Here is a 15302-nt window from a genome sequence, read left to right on the forward strand (position 1 = left end):
TTCTCCTCTATCTCGTGGCCACAGTGACGACTGACGACATGCCAGGCGAAAGCAGGTTCTCGTACCGACGCACGCTGTCCTGATCGAGAACGATTTTGACCGGAATTCGCTGCACGATCTTGGTGAAATTTCCAGTGGCGTTGTCTGGAGGCAGAAGCGCGAATTCATTCCCAGAACCCGGGGCGAGACTGTCCACGTGTCCATGAAATTTGTGCTTCGGGAACGTGTCGATTTCAACATCGACGCTCTGGCCGGCGCGCATCTTCTCCAGTTGCGTCTCTTTGAAGTTGGCGACAACCCATGGCTGATCCTCGACAATCGCCATCAGCGGCTGCCCGATCTGTACGCGCTGCCCTGCCTCAACCGACTTCCTGCCAATGCGTCCACTTACTGGAGCTGTGATGATGGTGTAGGAAAGTTGAAGCTTCGCGTCCTCCATCGCCGCCGTGGCCTGCGCGACCGCGGCCTTTGCTGTCGCAAATTGTCTTTCGCGCACACGTGTTTCGAGCCTTACAGCTTGCGCGGACTGCAACCCGCCCTGGGAGTTCGTCAGCAGGGCCTCCGCGTGCACGACGCCTTGCTGAGCTGCTATCAGCTGGGCCTGGGCCTGTCGCACCTGTTCCTGTGCCGCGGCTTGTCCGGCAAGGGCCACCTTATAGCTGGCGCGCTGATGATCAACGGTCTGCTTTGAGATCTGTTCCTTCGCGTAGAGGTCCTCGTACCTCTGCAGGTCGGTATCGTCGCGTTGCAATGTTGCATCTGCTTCCCGAAGCTGAGCCTGCGCACGCGGAACCCCCGCCTCGGCTGCGGTTACGGCGGCCTTCGATGCCTGGATCAAAGCCTTCGCCTCTCCAATGCTGCCCACCGCTTCGGTCGTCTGCGCCGTCGCAGACTGCGACGTAGAGAGGATCGCTGCGTCCGCCGTCGCAGCCCCGCGGCTGGCCGCATCGAGCGCAGCCTTGGCCTGATCCAATCTCACCTTATAGTCGTTGGGATCGAGAATGACGAGTGTCTGCCCCGCAACGACATGCTCGTTGTCGTCGATCAAGACGCGCTGCACCGTATCCGAAACGCGCGCGCTGATTGGATGAAGATGTCCCGCCAGATAGGCATCATCTGTCTCTTCGTGGTGGAATGACCACACCACATATCGAATGCCGAAGACCAGCAACAGGATCAGCACCACCGCACCGCCGCAGATAAGCAGAGTCTTCTTGCGCCCCGTGATACCTTCTGCTTCTACAGCGCCGTGGGCCGTCGCCGATTCTTCGGTCGATGGGTCTACAACCGCTTCACTCATGGTCGTCTCCTTTCTCGAATAAGTGTTAGGGATGGGCGTAGGTCTGCCCGGCGGCGCCCGTGGCCCGGGCGAGTTCTGCTCGTGCGATGTTGTAGCGAAATAGCGCCCCAATCTCCGCATCGTTAGCGTGAGCAAGCGAGTCCTGCGCGGCCGTGACCTCGATGTTGTCGGTCACGCCGGCCTGAAAGCGCCCCTGCGAAAGCGACACTTCCTCATGGGCCAGCTGCACTTCCTCGCGACCAAGCTCCACCTGGTGGAGCGCGGCCTGTAACTCTATCTGCGCGTCGTGTACCTGCTCGGTGATCACATCTCGTTCCTGTGCGAGTTGTTTCTGCGCCCGCTGCTCCGCCAATTGCGTGCTCCTCCGCTCAGCACTGAGCCGCCCACCGGTGAAGATGGGTACGCTCATGGTGACTTGATACTGGTATCCCGGAGCGGAGGTGTTGAATGTCTGCCCCTGTTCATCCCAAAACCCATCAAAAGTGAGTTTCGGCACAGACTCCGCCACGGCGGCCTTATGGTCCGATTGGGCCACCTTGATCCCCTCGTTCAGGGATTTCAGCTCGGGGCGCTGCAGCAATGCGGTCGCCAGAGGGTCTGAGACATCGAATGACGGCGTCCGGAAGAAGTCCTGCCGGTCGGTAAATGCAATCTTCTCGCTGTCAGGCATGTTCATGATGCGCCGCAATGCGTACAGCGAGGTGTCGGCATCGCGCTGCGCGTCAATCAATCGTTGCTGTTCCTCTCTGAGTCTCACCTGGGAACGCGATACATCGATCCTGCTTGCTACGCCATCCTTTAGCAGGTCATCCGCTTGGTGGGCCAGGCGCGTGGCCAATTCGACGCGCGACTCAGCCGCCGTGATGGCCGCGATTGCACGCAGGTGTGCCATGTATTCGCTGACAAGCAACAGGACAGTTTCTTCCCGAACTGTCGACTCATCGGCCCCGCCAGCAAGCAAGCGATGCCCACTGGCCTGGTAACGACGAACCAACGTGAGGTCAAACACCGGAACCGCGAACGTAGGCCCGACATGAACCGCCTGATAAGGTCCGATGTTATGTGGGACAGTGGGGATCGGGATCTCGATGCCGAGCAGAGCCCTCAGGTTATGCCGATTGACACTTTCATCTGCCTCGAAGCCCACAGTCGGTAGCAGCGCTGACCGTGCGATTTCAACGTCCTGCTGACGCTTTGCAGTTTCAATATTGGCGATCTGGAGATCGAGGTTCTGCTTCAGTGCAAAGTCAACCGCTCCCGCAAGTGTGAGGGCGTCACTGCGATAAGGTGCGTTCGACGGCGTCGCCGGTTCAACGGGCGCGACGCCAGCTTGGAGATTCTGCGCTTTCAAAAATTGGGGCCGCAAGCCGAAAAGAATCGTTGAGTATGGGACAAGGAGAGTCGCAACAACTAACCATTGGCTCGTCCGGAATTTGATTTCCGATTTCATCGTCGATCGCTCCCTCGGGGCAAGTGAACGCGCACACCCCATGCGGATCCAGATTCTCTCCACAATCAGAGCAGAGGGGCTAAGCGGAATCCATTGAGCTTTGGTATTGATAGGCACCTAGGTGTCGGTCATCGCGATCGCCGATGGGGTCGTGATCGCGGATCACGTGTGATCCCACCCCGGTTATTGTGGACAGACTTTACGACTTCAACATCAGTTGCCGTACGCCTCAGGAATTCGCCATCAATCGGCTCGGGTCGGTACGGACGGTATGCATCGGTGGGCCGGCGACGAGCAAGAGGATTGCCGTCGACACCGAAAGCGCGGACACCGCGAGAAAGGCCGGAGTATAGGTACCATGGACGTCGTAGGCCACGCCCACAAGGAAGGGAGACGCCGCAGCGATCGTGGTGCTGATTGGCATCTGTGCGCACAAGATCGAGGGGAATGAGGCCGGCCCAAAATAGTTTGCCACCGTCGCATGCCAACAAGTCAGGGCAGATCCCGACCCGAACCCAAGCATGCCCGTAAACAGGTACATGCCGACATTACTTTCGGCGCGGGTCGCGATCAACAAAGAAGATCCAATAATCACGATGGAGACGGCCCAAGCAATGCGTGGATCCATCCGGTCACAGAAGAATCCCACGATCAAACTTCCCAGGATCGAACACACCGAGAAAATTCCGAGCGCGGAGCCAGCCGCTTCTGCGGTGTGGCCGAGGTCACGCAGATGGGGTATCGCGTGGGCTACCGCCGCCGTGCCCGGAACGGATTCGCCGACGGCGGCCAAAGTGAGTAGCCAGAACGCGGGTGTGCGAACTGCCTCCCTGACTGTCCAATGATCTCGAGTCCGATAGACACGCGAGTGCCGGGCGGCGGCGTCATCGGCGATCTCGCCGACCAGCTTTTCCTGTCCATCAGGAACCTGCCCCAGATCGTCGGGGCTATCCTTCACGAATGCGATGGACACCATCCCAGCCAAAAACGCAGCAGCAGAGACGCACCACCAACCTGCGCGCCAATTCCCATGTGCCGTCACGATTACATGAGTGAGCAGAGGTGCCGAGATTGCGCCCCCCACACCAGTCCCGACCAGGACAAGTCCCAGAGCTGTAGCGCGCCTTCTTTCGAACCAAAGCGAGGCACAGGACTGCGCCGGAATCATGGAGCCGAATCCGCAGCCCATACCGAGTAGAAGCCCATAGCAGACGACAAAGTGCCAGCCTTGACTCGCGCCTGTCGCCAGGAGGATTGCACCCAGCGCAACGAGCAATGAACCAAATACAAGGCACAGGCGCGAGCCGAACGCATTCACCAAGCCTCCAACGAGCGGTGCCGAGAGGCCGATACATAGAACAAAGAACGTGGAACCCAGTCCCAAGATGCCGCGGCTAAGCCCCAGATTTCTTGCCATGGGAGCGTTGATGACCCCCGCGCCCAGGTACGTCATTCCCTGGTTGACGGAAGCAATCGCAGCAAGGGCGGCAAGCAGCCTCCAACCGTAAAACGAGCTGACTCGGAGCATCAATCTCTCCTGGCGTGTCTCCACGTGCCGAGACCAGATCGTGGGGAGTAAGCAGTTAGGAGCGCCAGTCTGTCGCTCCGGACGCAACGCGAATCTCCTTGTGAGGCTGCGAATGGTCGAGCGTGATAGCGTGTTTTTGGATGAACAACATGACTGGATTACATTGCTTGTCAGCAGGAGCGATCCTCGTCGCGTGGGTGGGAGCAACCGCGCAATTGCCGATAGAAAAGCTCCCGAGTGAACATCTGAAATTCGAGAGTGACGTCCTGAGCGTGCTCGAACCCACCATGCCTTCCGGGACCTCCCAACCAGAACATGTGCATGCGCACGATTCCGCAAGCGTGTGCTTCAGCGGCTCAAACATGCGAACTCGAAACCATAAGGCCGACTGGAGTGACATCGTGAAGCCTTGTTCCCTCGGCGACATTGTCGTGGCGGAATTCGCGGGAGCTCCCGTTATCCACGCCGTTGAAAATGTCGGCGCTGGTATATTTCATACCGTCATGGTCGAAAACATGCGAAACAGCGGTTGGTCCACGGACCCACCCTCTTCGTCTCCCGCCACAGTCCTTGCGAAAGAGAGTAGGGCCTTCCTGATTTATGCGGTGACACTCAGCGCTGCGACGAGAGAGACGGAACAGGTTCACAACAAGCCAACTGTCGTGATCCTCGTCTCTGGGCATGTGACTGTCGGCAAGAAGCCACTCCGCAAACCTGGGCAATGGATCCTAGCTTCAGCGGGCGCCCCCTGCAGCATCTCTACCCAAACCGAAGCGAAGCTCATTGAGATCGAAGTCCGATAAGTTCTCGTTACGATCCGGCTCATACCGCTAATAATGCACGCGCAGCCCGAACTCCGTCTGACGCGGGTGAAAGGCCTCACCTACGCCAAAATAGGCATTGTTGCTGCTCATATTGCCAAAGTCAGCCGGGTCGTCGAGGGCCATAGACGGCGCGTTCATCGCGGTGTGATTGAGAATATTGGTGAACTGGAAAATCAGCGTCGCGCCAACCCGCCCATCTTTCCAGACCCCTATATCCTTTGAGACTGTGGTGCCCAGATTCCAGAAGCCCGGCGCGCGGATCTGTCCCGTCGTTCCGCAGCTGGTGTCGTACCCCAGGATGCAGGGGCGGAACTCGTTATACACCTGGATCGGGTTAGAGAACATATTCACGCCGCCCCCGCCGTTATTGGGGTTCGTGTTTACGCCGACGCCCAAAGGATTGGCGGCCGCGCTCTGGGAGATTTTCAAATTGTAGTGCGGCGAGTTTCCCCCGGTGAATCGGGATGAGAGCACCGCGCCGTCCAGGCTTACCTCCGCGCTACAATTCCCTTCGCCGAAAGACTCGCAGGAGTTATTGTAGTTATAGACTTGCCACGGGCTGCCTGTGTGGGCGGTAAAGAGTGGTGCGATACTCCAGCCGCCCGCCAGATGACCGACCAACCCTCTCTGTATCTTATAAAACGGATCCTGATAGAGCATCACCAGGTTGAAGATGAATCGATAGTCGTACGCGTAAGGCCCATACATGGAATGCAGGTCCCACGGGTTGAGAGCGGTGTAACTGGTTTGCGCCTGCGGGCGTGTGTCCGTTCCGAGCGCCTTGCCATACGTAAGATTGGTGTGCGCTATGAGACCGTGCCAATCGTGCGCCGTGAACGAGACATACGCGGCGTTATAGTTCCCGTAGCCTTCACTTGTATTCATGTAAATGGCGGAGAGTTGTCCGCTGCCGCCATTGATCGGAGAACTCGGCATGGTGCGGCCCAACGTCCAGGAAGACGATTGGTTCAGTGTGGCCCACAAGTCGTAGACGCTGGTCGTCGAGATCTGATTCCTCGTGGTCGAGTTCTGCAGAAGGGCGCTCGTGCAACTGCTGTAGTGGCTGCAGAAGGTCGACAGTGGACCGCCCAGAGCCGATTCAAAGAAAGGCTGTGGCGAAACGGTGCTGTTGCCCAGGCAAGAAGGGCCGAGCCCACACAATTGAATGTACGTTTGGGCAAACGCCGAGGCGAAGCTCTGACCATTCAGTGTGGTCATGGTCGGCACGGCATCCAGATCAATTCCCTGGAAATCATTGCGGATGATTCGCCCGATATATCCTGCCTCAACGATCAGTTTGGGCGAGATCTCGCGCTGGATGCCGACATTGAAATTGTCGGTCCGGGATGGCTTGAAGTTCGGGTCAATGACCGTCCCTGAGCCAGCTGACGCATTTCCGTTGAAACCGGGGATGTACGGCTGAGGAAGGGTCTGTGAAATCGCGGGCAGAGGTGCTGTCATTCCATCCACACCAATGCGGAAGGCATTGGTCGGATTCACGCTGGATTGCCCGAGGCATTGGCCACTCGATGTTGCGCCAATGCACGCGATCGCCTGGCCAAGCCCCGTTCCGAGCAAAGGAAACACGACCTGGGCCACTCCATTCAACCGTCCGTAGACACGGCCATAGCCGCCGCGGATCACGGTCATGCCATCCCCGAAGATGGCCCCCAGCGCGCCTTGAGTGAACTTCGGACTCCAAGCCGCAGAGACACGTGGACTGACCTCCGCATAGTCGGGCTTGTAGGGGTACTTGGTGCTGGCGCCACCGGTCACGTTCCGGATGGTGGCGAAGGCAAGAGTGGGATTGTAGACCTGATCGTTGAGCGCTGCAGCCTGTCGCTTGGCCAGATAATCGCTGGCTACAATCGGGATCCCCGCAGTGTCCGTCAGTTCGACCTGCTTCCCGTTTCGTTCCACCGGAGGCATTTCAATCGCGTAACCCAGACCATACGTCAACGTTAACGTGGGCTTCGCATGCCAGGTATCGGAGATATATACGTTGTAGAAGGGGATGGTGCTTTGGTCGAACATCTCAGACCCTGGCGGATTCAGAGTCAGGTTCGGTCCGCTTCGGGTATACAACTGCTGAGACTCGCCAGTGATGCCGAGAACCTCCGTGTAGAGCGTATTGTAGGTACCGATCTGCGAAGCGGGCAGGTTGGCAGGCTGATACTGAGAGGGATAGGTCACGCCGCCTGCTGCCGTACTGATGTTGTCCACGGGCATGTTCTGGATGCCACCACCATTGTCGTTGCGCACGTGGTAGTCGTAGTTGTGCTCATAGATGCCACCGAACTGCAGGAGATGATTGCCAATGATCTTGCTGACGTCGTCACGAAACGTCGCGTCGTGGCCATCCCAGAAGCGCTGGCGGGTATCTGCCGTGTCGACGTCATACGGGATCAATGCGTTGCTGCTCTCCCCGCCGATTTCGACCGCTGAGCCCAGCGACGGAAGTTGAGGAGGAGCAGCTGCATCACCCCACTGCCAGAAGTTGCGGAGGAAACTGAAGTTGAACGTATTGGTGGTAGTGGAACTAATGTTCGTAGTTAGTCCTGTCACCCAATACTCGGGAACCTGCGGCCGCTGTGACAAAGCGGTTGGGACACCAAATTTGTCATTTCCGATGGCACCGCCGATGTCCACTTGGCTCGTGGTTGTCACGGTAGCGTGATACGCCCGATAGCTGCCAAACCACCGCCACTTCTCCCCGAAGTCATGGTCGACCCGCCCCACGAAGTTGTTTGACGACACGGGAGTCTTGATCGTGGAGAGATATCCGGCAGTATTGTAATGATCGCCGGGACCGGAAAAGTTGTTGGGCAGCGGCATGAATCTCTGCCAGATCTGCGAGACGATGGGATTGAGCCCGATGCCTCGCGGGTCGCAGGCGCCAGGGCACGAGCCAGCCGCATAGGTCACACCGCCAACGGTGACAGGATAGGGATTGAGATTGTAGGGAATGTACGTGCCCGCCTGATCGATTTGAACCACCCCCGCACGCATCATGGCTGTCGGGACGGTGGCATCCCACACTTGAGATTGCGGAAATCTAAACCCTTCGTAGTTAAAGAAGAGGTAGGTCTTTCCCCCGAGCATCTTTGGCAACACCGGCCCGCCGATCGCCGCACCGAATCGATTATTGTGCGTAACTGGGAGCGGAGTATATGGAAGGTTTCCATGCGGTGTGTGATCGTCGTCCCATGAATTCGCCGCGCCTACATTGCTGGCAAAGTAGTATTCATACACCGCCCCATGGAATTGATTGGTGCCGCGCTTCGTCACCATTTGGACTTCGCTTCCCGACGAAGAGTTGAAATCCGCTGTCATGCCGCTGCTCGCGACCTTGATCTGCTCGATACTCTCGACAGGAGTCGGTACCGTTCCGGTCGGGGCCGACATTCCTTCGTTGTGGCCGAAGATGCCACCCGCCGGAGACAAGGCCGTCGCAAAGCTCGGAGTGTAGATGTTCGAACTTCCGTCGACGTCGTTGGAGTTGTTGCCCCCATCGAGCCGGAACGTGTTCTGGTCGTAGGAGGCACCGGCGTTCGCTCCCTCTGGTGACACCCCCGGCTGCAGGATCGCGAAGGTTGCGGCATCTCGTCCGGTGTTTGGCAGCAGCGTCAGCGATTCTCCCGAGACCACGCTGCTGACCGTCGAATTCATCGTCTGCAACTCCGCTCCCGCAGACGGATCTACGTCCACCACGGTCGAAACAGACCCCAGATTCAGCACTGTATTCAGTGTCAGCCCGAGGCCCACATCGACGCGCTGGTTGTCGATCCTCCGCGTCGAGAATCCGGCCTTGCTGAACGTGATGCTGTAAACGCCGGGCGCGACGCTTGAGACGAAGTAACGGCCAGCACCGTTGGTCGTGGCGGTTAGCGCTTGCCTCGTAGCTGTGTCCGTGAGCTTCACCACCGTTCCCACTACAACGGCCGCACCCGGATCAATCACTTCGCCCGATACTGATGTAGTTTGTGCGAAGGTCCGCATGTGTGCCAGGCCAAACAACGCTACCGGCAGCAGAAGTGTGGAGACGCGGTGTTCTTTGAGACGCACAAAACCTCCATATGCGGTCGAAGCTGCATGATGCCACTGAATCCTTCGCCGGTTTGCTTGCAAGGCGACTCGGCTAGACGGACTCCGCAAGGACTGAGACCCTCGGTAGTTCACTGACGAGCCTGCTCCAAACGCGGGGCTAGAGACATCAAGTTGTTCAGTTCGGATCGATGGATACCTGATTGACAGTGTGATTAAGACAGAAGCGGGAGCGGGCGATCTATAAGACGAAGGTATTGATCGGCACCTTGGTATCGGTCCATCCCCACAACTCCCCGGCTATCATCCGAGGCAATGCGTAGAGAATCACATGCGGGCACCTCGCTCGATTTCGGAAGTGTCGTCGATGCACTCCCTGCGTTGATCTGGATGACACACGCTGACGGCCAGAGTAGCTTCGCTAACCGCGCATGGTCCGAATACACAGGACTCGCCATCGAGGAGACGGTCGGGTTGGGTTGGCAGACCGCGATCCATCCAGATGACGTGGCGCTCTTCATGCAGACCTGGGACAGCATCAGGCGCTCCGGCGTACCTAATGAGATCGACGCGCGGTTACGCCGCTTTGACGGACAACATCGTTGGTTTGTGTTCCGCCCTTCGCCTTTACCTGAAGACGATCTCCTCCACCAGCGCTGGTGCTGGCTCGGCTCCGACGCCGATGAGAGGACTGCAACGGACGGGCGTTTGCGTCGCCTGTTCGACATGGTGCCTCTTCAAGCAGGATTCTTGAACACGGCCGGAGTCCTGGAATTCACTAACCTTCAGTCCCTCAAGGACTTCGACATGACCTTTGAGGAGTTGAAGCAGTGGACGACGTCTGGGATCATTCACGTTGACGACCACCAGAACAACCTCGAAAATATGACAGCCCTGCTCACGACGGGCGAGATGTTTGACTCGCAGATTCGCATGCTCTACCCGGACGGGGTCTACCGGTGGACGCGCGCAAAGTGCGTGCCAGTACGTGATGCTCAGGGCAACGTCGTCCGGTATGTCACATTTCAGATCGATGTCGACGATCTAAAGCGCGCGGAAGATCTGCTCGCTGCAGAAGTCAGGTTGCTGGAAAGAGTGGCGCGGAGCGAACCTCTCGGACAGATACTCGACGCCCTCAGTCGTCATGTCGAGGAGTTATGCGTCGGCTGCTTCTGCATCGTTCTGGTTGTTGCCGCCGATAGGAAGCGCTTCCACCTCGGGGCTGCTCCCAAGCTGCCGAACGTCTTCCGCGATTCCCTCGAAGCGATCTCCATTGATCGTCGCGAGGATCCGTGCTCACTGGCAGTGATCGAGAAAACTCCCGTCATCACGACGGACCTCACCCAAGACCCACGCTGGACCGACTGTCCGTGGCTTCGTGTCATGACCGGCCTCGACTTCGACTCGTGCTGCGCGCTGCCCATACAATCGGCCTCCGGCGAGGTGTCTGGTGTCGTTGCTGCCCATCGATCCGGGCACGCAACCCGAGTCCTGCAGGAAGCGGATCTCGTCGACCGGTTTACGAAAATCGCGGGCATCGCCATCGATCGCGCCGAGAGCGACGCAGTCCTCCAGGCACGCGAGCGTGAGTTGCGCGAAGCCCTCGTGCAGCTCTCGGAGGGGCAGCGGTTGAGTAAGACTGGCAGCTTCACCGCGGACCTCCAGCAGGATCGACACAACTGGTCGGCAGAGCTCTACCACATCTTTGAAATTGATCCAGGTACGCCGGCACACCTGGACGTGATCCGCGCCCAGGTCCATCCAGATGACTTGCAGCTGTTCGATGCGGAAACGCACCGCCGGCTCGAAGGGAGTGGGTCCGACTTCAATTTCCGTATCCTCACTGCCGAGGGCAACGAGAAGCACCTCCGCGGGGTCGCACAGATCATCGAACACATCGGCGGTCGCCCGATCCTCATGGGTGCAGTGCAGGACATCACGCAGAGCAAACAAGCTGAGGAAGCACTGAACCGGACTCGCGGCGAGCTTGCCCATGTGGCGCGAGTCGCTACCCTGAATGCCATGACCGCGTCCATCGCCCACGAGGTCAGTCAACCGTTGTCCGGGATCCTGACCAACGCGAACACTTGTGTCCGCATGCTGGCCGCGACACCTCCGAATTTGCCTGGCGCAGCCGAGACGGCTAGGCGCGCGATCCGGGATGCCAACCGTGCGACAGATGTGATTCAGCGTCTGCGAGCCCTGTTTTCGACGAAGCCGCCCGTCATGGAGATCGCGGATCTCAATGACGTCGCGAGAGAGGTCATTGCACTTTCCCTCGGCGAGCTACGCCGGAACGGTGCCATCCTGCAAACAGAATTCGCGGACGAACTACCACCGGTGAGCATTGATCGGGTCCAATTGCAGCAAGTCATCCTCAACCTCCTCTTGAATGCCGCGGATGCGATGGCTGGAGTTGACGATCGCCCGAGGGCGCTGCTGGTTCGGACCGCGCTACACGACGCCGATAGCGTCAAGCTCCTGGTCAAGGATTCCGGGATCGGCGTAGATCCTGATACCGTCGAAAAACTGTTCGGCGCGTTTTATACCACCAAGGCCAAAGGAATGGGCGTTGGTCTCTCTATCAGCCGTTCCATCATCGCAAGACATGATGGCCGCCTTTGGGCAGAAGCCAACCAGGATCGCGGCGCCACGTTCGCCTTCTGCATTCCGCGCGCCGCGCTCTGATGCTCCGATCCCGCTGCGCCCCTGCAGGCAACCCGTGACAATGCCCGGAGGCAGCCGGTCTCAGCCACTTCGGCGCGGTCGATACCTAAGTAGGATCGACAGCGGCACCACCTTTCGCGCATTCTGTTGACACGGAACTGCCGTGGAATCACAGACTGGCGGACAAAGTCGACCGAACAATAGAGCTGGCGAGTCGTGCTCGTTGTGATCTACGGGTATCGACTCGCGCAGACCGTGGCACAGATTTCGTTTTGAATTGCTTGTTCCGTGGACTGCGGCAATCTTTACCTTCTTTCGAGGGCCGATTTGAGCAGCAAGCAAAGTGGGATGAGAAGCTATGCAGAGTAGGTGTTCGCTCATCTCCGTCGTTGACGACGACGAATCCATACGCGAGTCGCTGCCGGACTTGCTGAGGGAGTTCGGTTTTTCCGCGCACGCCTTTTCATCCGCGGGAGAGTTCCTCGCGTCCGACGATCTGACTCAAGCTGATTGCCTCATCCTGGACATTGCGATGCCAGGAATGTCCGGGCCTGAACTCCAACGCGAATTGAAGCTCCGTGGCAACAACATCCCAATCGTCTTCATCACCGCGCAGAGAGACGAAACGGCGCGCCCGCGCCTGCTCGAACTTGGGGCTGTCGAATACCTACTAAAACCCTTCAGCGAAGAGGACATTTTGACGGCCGTGAATATGGCGCTACACACTGGATAGACCACCCCTCCACGTACCTGGGCACAAACCACAGCCCCGACACCAACCCTGATTGAACGTCCCTCGAGGTCACCGCTATGCCGCAGTCCACGCCGATCGTGTTCATTGTCGACGACGACATCTCGATACGGGAGTCGCTGGAATCATTGATTCGTTGTGAGGGCTGGGAGCCGGAGACCTTTGCGTCCGCACAGGAATTCCTTGACCGTCCGCGTGTCGTTGCTCCGAGTTGCCTGATCCTCGACGTCTCGCTCCCGGATCTGAATGGCCTCGACCTGCAACAACGCATTGGTCCCGGCCGGAAAGACATGCCGATCATATTCATCACAGGTCACGGGGACATCCCCATGACAGTCAAGGCGATGAAAGCGGGCGCGGTCGAATTCCTGATGAAACCCTTCAGCGACGAGGTGCTGCTCAACGCTATCCGCCATTCCCTTGAACGAAGCCTCGCGATGCTCCGCCGCGATGCTGAGACTGGGGCGCTGCGCGACTGCTATATCTCACTGACCCCCCGGGAAAAAGAGGTGTTGGCCCTTGTCGTCTCCGGACTTTCCAATAAGCAGGTGGGTATGGAGTTGGGCATCAGCGAAATCACCGTTAAGGCTCACAGGGGCAAGGTGATGCAGAAGATGCAGGCGGATTCGCTTGCCGGCCTCGTCAAGATCGCGGCGAGACTTCGCATTACATCGGTTCACCAGGCATGACACGTCGCGCGGGACTCATCCGCGGCGGCTCCAGAATCATTCCATCTGACATCAGTGAGTCTTCCCTGCTGTGGGCCTGCTCGGATGGGCTGAGCGCCTATCCAGGCAGCCTCGCGAATGCCCACTTCATCAAGGCGAACATAGCGGAAGTGAGCAGAATGTTGATCATTCGGCCTCCGGCTCAACTCGGGGCCTGAGCTTGTTTGGCTCCCAGCGCGCGCGCGTGGTCGCGTCAGAATCAACTCGGACCGTGGAGCGCACAGCATGACGTTTCGGCTCATCCTTCATTGCATGTAGCAGCTCGAGGAGCCGTGTGACAGGACCACATCCCTTGGCGTAGAACGCATCGGCTGGGACGCCAAGTGGAACAGCCACGCCGGAATAGGCTCCGCTCATCGCAATTACGCCGATCAAGGCGTATCGCCGCCGCACAACCGGCAGAAGCTCAAAGCCGGACATGCAGGGCATCTCCAGGTCCGATAGGAGCACATCGGGGACTCGCTCTCGCAAGCACCTCAACGCAGCTAACCCCTCACATGCGACGCGGACGGTATACCCGATTTCCCTGAAGATCCCGGCAAGCGCACTCGCCAGCACCGGGTTCTCTTCAACGATCACCATATCGTCCCATTCGCTCGCCACGCCTGTCTCCTCTCGCTGATCCAGCCGGTTCCGAACGGATCACCGAAGCGGCCTGAACGCGGCTCGCAAATCCTCAGTAAACAGCTGGGGCTGTTCCCATGCAGCGAAGTGCCCACCCTTGGGCGGCCGGTTGTAGAAGATGAGCTTGGGATATGCCTCTTGGGCCCAGCTCTTGGGCGCCTGATAGATCTCGTCAGGAAACGCACTCACGGCGACAGGGATAGAGACACCCCTCGGATCAAAGAAGCCGCCCTTGTATTCCCAGTAGAGACGAGCCGAGGAGATAGCCGTCCTCGTCAGCCAGTACAGCGTGATGTTGTCCAGGATGTCATCTCGCGTCAGCCCTTCGGCTTGTCCGTCAAAGACGCGTGCGATGAGCGCCTCACTCGCCGCATCATGATCGAGGATCCACGCAGCGAGGCCGATCGGCGAATCCTCGATGCCGAACAGTGTCTCCGGGCGGGCCGCCATCTCTTCGGCATACCCCAACCCATGCTGATAGAAGAAATCCAGCTGATCCCACGCGCGCTTCTCGTCGGCAGAGAGCTCATACGGCGGAGGCTGGTGCAGGTTGAGCGCCCTCTCGATCTCGGGTGGAACAGTGGCTGCCATGTTGGTGTGGATGGCCAACAGTTCGGGAGGAGTCTGGAGAGCCATCAACTCCGTCACAGAGTTCCCCCAGTCGCCGCCCTGGGCCACAAACCGCGTGTATCCCAGCCGCTTCATGAGCACGATCCACGCCCGCGCGATCCGGGCTGGATCCCAGCCCGTCGTCGTAGGCTTCCCGGAAAACCCGTATCCAGGAAGCGAAGGAATCACCACGTCGAACGCATCCTCGGTCGTCCCCCCATACAACGTCGGGTCGGTGAGCGGACCGATGACCTTTAGCTGCTCGATGATCGATCCCGGCCAGCCATGCGTGATGATGACGGGCAACGCGTTCGCGTGCTTCGAACGGACGTGGATGAAGTGAATGTCGAGTCCGTCGATCGTCGTGACAAACTGCGGCAAAGCGTTCAGCTTCGCCTCTATCTTTTTCCAGTCGTAGTCGTTCGCCCAATACTGGGCAAGCTTCTGCATGGTCGCGAGTTGAACGCCCTGCGTGGTATCGCCGACAGTCTCGCGCTCTGGCCAGCGTGTCGCGCTGACACGTTTACGCAGGTCGGCCAAGTCAGCCTTCGGGAAGCTGACGCTGAAGGAGCGTACTGCCGCGGTCCCGAAGCCCGCATCCTCAGGCTTCGTCGATCCGCCGGCAGACGCTGGACCGGCGGCGGACGAGCCGACCGAGAAGAGGCTGAGAACGCCGGCGGCCGCCGAGCTCGCAAGGAAGCTGCGCCGAGTGGCTCCGCTGCTAGCTGCAGGTATGGCCGCGCCGTTTGGGATCTGTACGTCGTCATGCAACATGAT

Annotated in this window: 10 protein-coding genes; 4 read left to right on the plus strand and 6 right to left on the minus strand. The window is 58.8% G+C overall.

The window, feature by feature from the left end:
* Nucleotides 1–7: 7 nt before the first annotated feature.
* From C4S68_RS06085 to C4S68_RS06095, 3 genes are all read right to left on the minus strand, one after another.
* Nucleotides 8–1300: an HlyD family secretion protein gene (locus tag C4S68_RS06085; protein ID WP_160115022.1), complete on the minus strand. Its 1293-nt coding sequence runs from the start codon at nt 1298–1300 to the stop codon at nt 8–10.
* A 25-nt stretch (nt 1301–1325) separates the two neighbouring features.
* Nucleotides 1326–2750 carry a TolC family protein gene (locus C4S68_RS06090; RefSeq protein ID WP_160115023.1) on the minus strand — a complete coding sequence of 475 codons (1425 nt, stop codon included), beginning with the start codon at nt 2748–2750 and terminating at the stop codon, nt 1326–1328.
* A 229-nt stretch (nt 2751–2979) separates the two neighbouring features.
* A complete protein-coding gene (locus C4S68_RS06095) occupies nt 2980–4278 on the minus strand; it encodes an MFS transporter (protein WP_103932028.1) in 1299 nt (432 codons plus the stop codon).
* Nucleotides 4279–4418: 140 nt separating this feature from the next.
* On the opposite strand from C4S68_RS06095, the gene C4S68_RS06100 reads away from it, so the two are divergent.
* On the plus strand, nt 4419–5081 hold the full coding sequence (locus tag C4S68_RS06100) for a hypothetical protein (RefSeq protein WP_146072037.1): 663 nt from the start codon (nt 4419–4421) through the stop codon (nt 5079–5081).
* 27 nt (nt 5082–5108) lie between these two features.
* Here the strand turns inward: C4S68_RS06100 and C4S68_RS06105 are convergent, their stop codons facing one another.
* Complete coding sequence (locus tag C4S68_RS06105) at nt 5109–9167, minus strand: carboxypeptidase-like regulatory domain-containing protein (RefSeq protein WP_103932030.1); 4059 nt, start codon at nt 9165–9167, stop codon at nt 5109–5111.
* Between the two features lie 294 nt (nt 9168–9461).
* Here C4S68_RS06105 and C4S68_RS06110 point away from each other — a divergent pair, with 294 nt between their 5' ends.
* The 3 genes from C4S68_RS06110 to C4S68_RS06120 all read left to right on the plus strand — a co-directional run bounded on the left by C4S68_RS06110 (nt 9462) and on the right by C4S68_RS06120 (nt 13253).
* On the plus strand, nt 9462–11834 hold the full coding sequence (locus C4S68_RS06110; RefSeq protein WP_103932031.1) for a PAS domain-containing protein: 2373 nt from the start codon (nt 9462–9464) through the stop codon (nt 11832–11834).
* 337 nt (nt 11835–12171) lie between these two features.
* Nucleotides 12172–12546, plus strand: coding sequence for a response regulator transcription factor (locus C4S68_RS06115; RefSeq protein WP_103932032.1), 375 nt, complete (start codon nt 12172–12174; stop codon nt 12544–12546).
* Nucleotides 12547–12623: 77 nt separating this feature from the next.
* Complete coding sequence (locus C4S68_RS06120; protein WP_103932033.1) at nt 12624–13253, plus strand: response regulator transcription factor; 630 nt, start codon at nt 12624–12626, stop codon at nt 13251–13253.
* A 165-nt stretch (nt 13254–13418) separates the two neighbouring features.
* On the opposite strand, the gene C4S68_RS23935 is transcribed toward C4S68_RS06120, so the two are convergent.
* Together C4S68_RS23935 and C4S68_RS06130 are read right to left on the minus strand one after the other, a co-directional pair.
* Nucleotides 13419–13874 (minus strand): response regulator, encoded by a 456-nt coding sequence (locus C4S68_RS23935; RefSeq protein ID WP_407641097.1) that lies wholly within the window; start codon nt 13872–13874, stop codon nt 13419–13421.
* A 60-nt stretch (nt 13875–13934) separates the two neighbouring features.
* Complete coding sequence (locus tag C4S68_RS06130) at nt 13935–15299, minus strand: epoxide hydrolase family protein (protein ID WP_103932231.1); 1365 nt, start codon at nt 15297–15299, stop codon at nt 13935–13937.
* Nucleotides 15300–15302 lie beyond the last annotated feature (3 nt).

It is taken from the genome of Bryocella elongata, assembly GCF_900108185.1.
GTDB lineage: Bacteria > Acidobacteriota > Terriglobia > Terriglobales > Acidobacteriaceae > Granulicella > Granulicella elongata.